A 7,416-nucleotide genomic window follows, 5' to 3' on the forward strand; every position below is an offset into this window, starting at 1 on the left:
CAAAGGTTATTAAAGCCGCTTAAATCCTGTGATTTAAGCGGCTTTTTTGATTTTATCATTAAAAGGTAAATCATACCAAACGAATCTGAAAGGATACACAAAACAGTTTTACTTTTAGTGTATCCTTTTACTGGCAAATACTTACCAGTAAAGGGTTTAAGGGTTTACAAACCGATGTAAACCAAACAAAACAAAAACCAAAACCTAACATCGGAACTTAAACTTTATGGACTATGAAAGTAAGTCAACAGCTTTTTTATATACGAATGCGCGGCGGGTGTATTAGTCAAGAATTGGAAGAGGTGTATAGGAATAGATCGAGAAGTGGGATAAGAGCGACCTTTAATCTGGGACCATTTGAGGTTATGACATCGGCTAAAACGTATTAATGGATGTGGCTTTTTCCGAAAGCGCATTATATTGGATAATATACAGAAAGTTGTAATCTAGTTTCTTCATTTTTCCGTATATTGGATATTGCTAGTAATTAGATATCTTTGATCTGTAATTAGTTATGGCTGCATCTGAACAAATAAAGAGTTTAATCAAGTCTTTCGGTCAAGGTGACGCGGATCGTTTCTTTGCTTCTGCAATGCAGATCGCTGCTTCAGAGGCAAGGCAAGGGCATGCTTTATTTGCTCAAGAATTGAAATCCCTGATCGAAGATGCAAGAAAAAATAGATCTCTTTCTCAATTAGACAGAGGTAAGATCGTTAACATTTCCACGCAGAAAAGAGAACTGAGCGAATTGCTAGATGTTTTTCAGCCTAGAGTAACATTGGCCGATATGGTCTTGAGCGAGGATATCGGAGCTAGGTTGGGAAAGCTAATTAATGAACAGCAAAAACTAGAATTACTTTTACAGCATAATTTATCCCCACGTCGAAAGCTTTTGCTTGCCGGTCCCCCAGGAACGGGAAAAACAATGGCCGCACAGGCAATTGCAGGTGAGCTCGGTATTCCTGTATTTATTATACGACTAGATGGAATATTGTCAAAATTCATGGGTGAATCTATTGCAAAGCTTCGAATGATTTTCGACCTAATGCCTCAGCAGCGGGCCGTTTACTTATTTGATGAATTTGATTCTATAGGTTCGAAGAGACACCAGGGCCATGATGTCGGAGAAATTAAACGGATATTAAATTCTTTTTTAATTAATATCGATAGGGACAATAGCAATAGTATTATTATTGCCGCAACTAATCTGCCTGAAGTATTGGATACAGCGCTTTTTAGACGCTTTGATGATATCCTTAACTTTCTATTGCCTGATATTGAGGATACAACTTTGGCAGTAAGTAAATATACAGCAAACTTCTCCTTTGATCGGAAGGCATCTCAGAATGAATTGATGGAAGCAGCTCAAGGTTTAAACTTTTCGGAAATAGCTAAAGCATGTGAAGAAACGATCAAGGAGATGATTTTATCTAACGGAAAAAAACTTCGTAAAGATATTCTTCTTGAAAGTCTTAAAAAGAGAAAGCAAAAATGCCTATAATTCCTCGTTTACCTCATCTGAAAGTAGATCGATTTTTTCAGCTTAAAGATTACAGTTATCCTAAAGATATAGTCATAGACTTCCCCATAGCCCCTCAGAACCGATCTGTCCATGGTACCGCTTTACTGGAACAATTAAATCAAATTCGACAACAGTTCCAAATTACTAAAGAAGAGCCATTGCCTCCGAATATTGTTAGGGACGATGCTTTGTATGTTGAGTTTATTTCGGAGTTTAATTTCCCCTTGAAATTTGAAAGCCTAAATCAGGATAATAATGATCCCAAATTTCAAGTTCTGAATATCAAGGAAGAAGCTGTATCGGATAACATTGGAGAAGATCAGAAGAGATTTCGAGTTGTAGTAATGATGAGCGAAGGAGGAGTTAGTGCATTTATAAGAAAAGTGACTCAATATATAAATGAAAATTATATTGATCGAAAGGGGATTTTAACAGACAGACCTAAGTATCAAAAGCTATTTGCTAATATAGCTAGTATACAATTAGCATCTTTAAAATCGTTTTGGAGTGATACACCAGAAATCCCATTTCCAGACGAGGAATTTGTTGTTTGGTGGGAAGTCTGGTTCCGGCGAACAGTGAATGATGGTGTCAGACTCGATAAGGTTTTAAATAATCTACGCGAAATCGGAGCTCAAATAAGCACGCAGGTTTTGGAATTTCCGGAACATCGGGTACGTTTAGTGAGGGCTTCGGCTACTCAGCTTTCTTCTTCGTTGCTATTGCTGGATAATTTGGCCGAACTAAGGAAGCCCCAAGAAATAAGTGATTTTGTCATGGGCAGAAATGTTGACTTCGCTGAAAAGCAAGAGTGGTTGAATGATTTACTTGATCGTACCGATCATCAGTTGAATGACGAGTCAGTGCTTGTTTGTTTGCTAGACAGTGGTGTAAATAATCAGCATCCACTTCTAATCCCTTTTTTGCCCAATGAACGACTGTTTACATATAAACCCTCTTGGGGAACAAATGACACCTACCCGGATGGAGGGCATGGAACTGCTACAGCGGGCCTCGCTCTTTATGGGGACTTGGTAAATGTTATGAGTACTACTGAGCGGGTTCGGGTATTTCATGGGCTTGAGTCTTTTAAGATTTTTCATCCTAATGATCCCAATGACCCCGTTTTCTATGGGGCCTTAACTGAATATGCCTGTAGTGTTCCAATTGCAAGTTTTCCCAATAACAAGAGGATATTTTGCTTGACTGTTACAGATAACACTACTTCTTGTCTGGGGCGCCCTTCTTCATGGTCGTCTGCCATTGACAAAATTGCAAATGGCAACGTCTTCGACCCACAATATCAGCAATTAATTATTGTGAGTGCTGGGAATGTAGACTATCTTAATTCCGGAGCAACGGCAGCCAATTATCCACAGATGAATGAATTGGCTTCAATTCATGATCCTAGTCAGGCATATAATGCATTGGTAGTTGGCTCTTATACGCGAATGGATCGAATTGATCAAAATCAATTTAATGGATATAGACCTCTGGCACCTCATGGTGGTATGTCTCCATCTAATTCAACATCTTTACTTTGGCATAGTCAATGGCCCAATAAACCAGATATCGTTTTAGAGGGAGGGAATCTTGCGCACAATAACCTGGGATTTAGAGACGACGTTCATTCACTAAAACCACTGTCGCTCGATAAAGATTTTAATAGGTATATTTTTATGCCTTATGGAGACACAAGCGGTGCCGCTGCCCTTGCCGCAAAAATGGCTGCAGAAATAATGAATCACTACCCTAATCTATGGGTAGAAACAATAAGGGCGTTGATAGTTCATTCGGCGGAATGGACAGATACAATGCTGGGTGGAAGTTCAGTCGTTAACATGAGCAGGGCAGAGAAAAGGACTCTTTTACGCAAGTATGGTTATGGTGTTCCTTTGCTTGAAAAAGCATTGTACAGTGCATCTAACGTGCTTACAATGGTAGCTGAAAATACCCTTCAGCCATATGCATTAGATAATAGCATTAAGTACCATGAATATCACCTGTATACAATTCCTTGGCCGGAAGATATTTTGCGTGATTTTTTGGGAGATGCAAATGTCACACTAAAGGTAACCTTGTCGTATTTTATAGATCCTAATCCGGGAAATAGAAGATATACCAACACTTTTCATTATCACTCACATTCGTTAGATTTTAAAGTTATTAAGCCAGCGGAGGATCTAGCTGTATTTCAGAGAAGGATATCTTCTGCAACAGCGGGAGATAATGATCCTGGTTACGAAGGGACCGATGAACCTTGGTCTTTGAAAGAGTTTGCAAGGAGTAAAGGTTCAATAAAGAAAGATTTTATTGTGTCTTCTGGAGCAGATCTCTCAACTAGAAATATCCTGGCCGTCTACCCTAAGAATGGTTGGTATAAAACACGAAAGAAGCTTCAAATGTTTAATACTAAAGTCCGGTATAGTTTAGTTGTGAGTATTGAAACAGATAATATTAAGGCTGATATTTACAACCCAGTTTTACTTCAAATTCCAATTGAAATTCCTAACGAGTGATTGTTCCTTTTTTAAGATGTTTAAAAATAGCGTTATGAAATATTGCCCTGTTTTTTCTTAATTGTTCTTTAATTGCTGGCTCCTTAAGTATTTTACTTGCCCTTAATATGTAAGAAAAGTAGTTGGTTTTGTGTTTTCTAGGAATATCTTTTATATGTACGGAGAAGTTACCATCTTGATTTCTTACAAGTTTTTTCCTTTTAGTAAATAGATCGTCTGAATTTAAATCTAACTGGCTATACTTTCTTTTGAGGTCGCCCTTGAATATAATAGGCAGGGACATCGTGCTTTCGCTGATTTTTCGTGCTCTATGTGCTTTCTTCTTTACTGCGTATATTAATCGGCGATAGAACTTGGCGATATTACTTGATTTAATAAGCGTTTTATATCCATAAAATTCAAACCCTAGGTAGGTTAGAGGTTTTCCAATGACGGATCTGTCTTTCTGCAGTAGTATAGATGTAAGCCTTTTTTTATTTGGACTAATTTGAAAATTTTTAAAATAGTATTTCTCAGTTTTAGATTCGCTAATCGTTACATGGCTTTTTTTTATGCGGGTGTTCATGAAAGTCTCAATTTCATCTGCATTTATCGGATCGCATATAACAAGTATGTCGTCAGAATAGCGTCTGTAAAAACCATTCAGCTTATTTACAACTGTTTCTATTACTTCAATATCGAATTCTAACAAATATAGATTGGCCAGGACAGAACTTATTGGCAGCCCCTGTGGAATACCAACCGGTTGTTTATCCTTTACAAAAGGACGTCTGTATACCCTAAATTCTCTGTTTTTTATTGCGTACCTAAATGCTTGTACTGATTCAAAGAATGCTTCTACACCATGCTCTTTTCTGTTATGAGCTAATTTCTTCTCATTAAATCCGTACCTTTTACCGTTGGTATTTCGCTTTACTCGTAGTTCATCTAAAAGTATATATCTGAAATTTGTAGTGGCATTAAATACGTTGTAGTCAGCTGGACCGAGTTTTTCAGTACCTATTAATTTACACCAGGCTTGCTTGAGTTTATTATGATTTAATTCGTTGAAAAAACTTTTTATGTCAAACAGTAGGACTATACATCCATCGCTAGCTCGTTTCTTAATTTCTTCAAATGCTTCGGACGCAAAATGGATTGTGCTTTTTCCCGGAGTGTCAGATTCCTCAAATCCATCGATGGCAATTTTTCGGTAGGCTGTAATACAAGAGGTCAGTCCAGAATGTTTTTCTAATTCAGCTTCGTAGCGTTCTAATAATTTCTGCGCATAAAAACCAAATATAATTGAATCAATGTGAGTAGAATAATGCAATGGGCGTAACTTCGCAGTTTTTTCTACTTTACCACCTACTTTATGTGAGTGCCCTCTTTTTTTTGGGCAACTGGGTGATTTCTTATATTTCCTTTCTTTTATTACAGAATGAATAAGAGGAAAGAAAGCGTGCCTTTCGACAAATTTTTCAGCATGGACTTTTATGATAAGCTCATTTCGTCTTCTTGCAACATCAATTTTAGGAGTAATATGGAGATAGCCTCTCCCTTTTAGCCATTTGGGTTCTTGTTGTGGATTAGTCATAAAAAAAGCCTCACAGTTTTGGTGTAGTGGATATTAAACAGACATTACCTCAAAATGAGCAGGGTCAGTACCCAGTAACTGAGTCACACATGTAAATTTCAATGTAAGATATAGAATGCTTACCAAATACGCTATAACAATGCTGCTATTGACGATTTCAATAATATTACATACCTTAGAGGCTATCAGCACAAGCTTTCTTGCTCAGGGTACCTGCCTTACCGGGATTCTGGCACTGCGCGCAGTGGTAGAATTGGTGAAGACCTTACCTGGACAATTCAGGCTCATTCATGACAATCTCTTACCTGTTATCCTTTTCATATAACAGTAGATCTTTGTTGTATAGCGAATCTTTTATTCGATACTTCGGAAGATTTATGACCTATAACTAGTTGTCTGTAGTCCTCGAACTGTAAGGCTAAGCTACAAATGTACGAAATATAACCATTTAAGATAGATGATTAATAATTTTTTTGAAATCGGAGATATTGTCGCTGTGAAGACGCACCCATATTTCAATGAATTGACCAATCTCGTGATCAGTGGAGATCCAGGCATGATCCCTCCGGTAATGATAGTCACAGAAATTTTTAAAAGCCAACGGACTGCTTTCGGAAAAGACTCTGTAAAAGAGGAAACTGTTAAATATCGTTGCCATTGGTTCTCATCTAATTCTCTAGGTTTTCTATCTATCGAGGTATTTGAAGCAGATTTGAAGCTTATTGAGAAAAATACGCGCAATATTTGCCCCGCTGCTTTAAGGAGGGGTGATATAGTAAGACTAAAGAGCACATCACTCGAACTAGGAAAGTTAAAATCATTTCAACACTTTGAAGATAATTCTCTGGCTACCTTAAATGGAACAACGGCGATTGCCTCTCAGCTTCTTTTCCTACCTCCTATTATGCAGGTGTTCGATGTTCAATATTTCAAGACAGATAAGCCACTTCTTAACAAGAAAACAGGAGAGATATTACGAACAATTCCTGTATGGGAAGTTAAGTGTTACTTTTTTAACTCCAAATTGGATAAACTTTCTGAAATCACTCTGCCGCTAGATGCGCTAGAGTTATTAGAAGAGATTGATCGCAATAAACTCGAAATTATTAATAGTGTAGTCGGTAAATCCGGTTATTTAATTGCCAGTCGGGATAATGTGAAAACAATTGTTAAACCTCGTAGTATCACAGTCAGGGTAGGAAGTTATTATCTACGAGGTTATGATGTTTTACTTAATGAAATGAACGAAATTTTAATTGATAAGACTGTTGATTTTATGGCCATCGAAAATCCCTATGAAAAGGAAGTGCCTAGTTTCAATATTGAATCAAATCCCAGTGAAGCAACACCTGGTTTTATTTACGATGAGATAACTGAAAGCTCTCTATATGCTATTAGTAAGCGTTTTTATGTCAGGATTAAATATAAGAATAGAAATGATCAAATTTCAGTTCGGACGATTAAAATTTTTAATGTTGTTGAGGTTAATGAAAATGGTACTTTATTAAAGTATCTGATGGGATTTTGCTTGCTAAGACAGGAAAAGCGACATTTTCGAATAGATCGAATTCAAAGTCTCAAAGTTATTATACTATCTTACTCTGATGATCATATCTGACGTCTTTTTTGGAATTAATATGTATGGTTCTACCGGGACTAATCCCAACATAGTGTGGAAAATAGATATGAAACAGCTTGCGAGCTGCTCTATTCTCAATGATAGTAATCAGCCTGAAAGTTGTAGCATGGTTGAAAAAAGCATCAACCTTGCAACTGCTATCTAGGGTTCCTGTAATGCT

General features: G+C 37.2%; 4 protein-coding genes. 3 read left to right on the forward strand and 1 reads right to left on the reverse strand.

The genetic code is table 11. The features are described 5' to 3' along the window. Nucleotides 1-514: 514 nt before the first annotated feature. Together ACDQ55_RS20440 and ACDQ55_RS20445 are read left to right on the forward strand one after the other, a co-directional pair. Nucleotides 515-1,501 carry an AAA family ATPase gene (locus tag ACDQ55_RS20440; protein ID WP_420983500.1) on the forward strand — a complete coding sequence of 329 codons (987 nt, stop codon included), beginning with the start codon at nucleotides 515-517 and terminating at the stop codon, nucleotides 1,499-1,501. Further along, on the forward strand, nucleotides 1,492-4,041 hold the full coding sequence (locus tag ACDQ55_RS20445; RefSeq protein ID WP_420983501.1) for a S8 family peptidase: 2,550 nt from the start codon (nucleotides 1,492-1,494) through the stop codon (nucleotides 4,039-4,041). The genes ACDQ55_RS20440 and ACDQ55_RS20445 overlap by 10 nt, the downstream gene beginning before the upstream one ends. Here the strand turns inward: ACDQ55_RS20445 and ACDQ55_RS20450 are convergent. Continuing rightward, nucleotides 4,031-5,617, reverse strand: a complete 1,587-nt coding sequence (locus ACDQ55_RS20450) for a reverse transcriptase domain-containing protein (protein WP_420983502.1) — start codon at nucleotides 5,615-5,617, stop codon at nucleotides 4,031-4,033. The two genes, ACDQ55_RS20445 and ACDQ55_RS20450, sit on opposite strands and share 11 nt — an antisense overlap. Nucleotides 5,618-6,074: 457 nt before the next feature. Here ACDQ55_RS20450 and ACDQ55_RS20455 point away from each other — a divergent pair, with 457 nt between their 5' ends. Beyond that, nucleotides 6,075-7,235, forward strand: a complete 1,161-nt coding sequence (locus ACDQ55_RS20455; protein ID WP_420983503.1) for a WYL domain-containing protein — start codon at nucleotides 6,075-6,077, stop codon at nucleotides 7,233-7,235. The last annotated feature ends 181 nt before the right edge of the window (nucleotides 7,236-7,416 follow it).

The organism is Chitinophaga sp. 30R24, from assembly GCF_049056765.1.
In the GTDB taxonomy this organism is placed as follows: Bacteria; Bacteroidota; Bacteroidia; order Chitinophagales; family Chitinophagaceae; genus Chitinophaga.

Excerpts from the sequence above, each read along its gene's own strand:
- ACDQ55_RS20440 (WP_420983500.1), top strand. The coding sequence starts at position 515 with ATGGCTGCATCTGAACAAATAAAGAGTTTAATCAAGTCTTTCGGTCAA.
- ACDQ55_RS20445 (WP_420983501.1), top strand. The coding sequence starts at position 1,492 with ATGCCTATAATTCCTCGTTTACCTCATCTGAAAGTAGATCGATTTTTT.
- ACDQ55_RS20450 (WP_420983502.1), bottom strand. The coding sequence starts at position 5,617 with ATGACTAATCCACAACAAGAACCCAAATGGCTAAAAGGGAGAGGCTAT.
- ACDQ55_RS20455 (WP_420983503.1), top strand. The coding sequence starts at position 6,075 with ATGATTAATAATTTTTTTGAAATCGGAGATATTGTCGCTGTGAAGACG.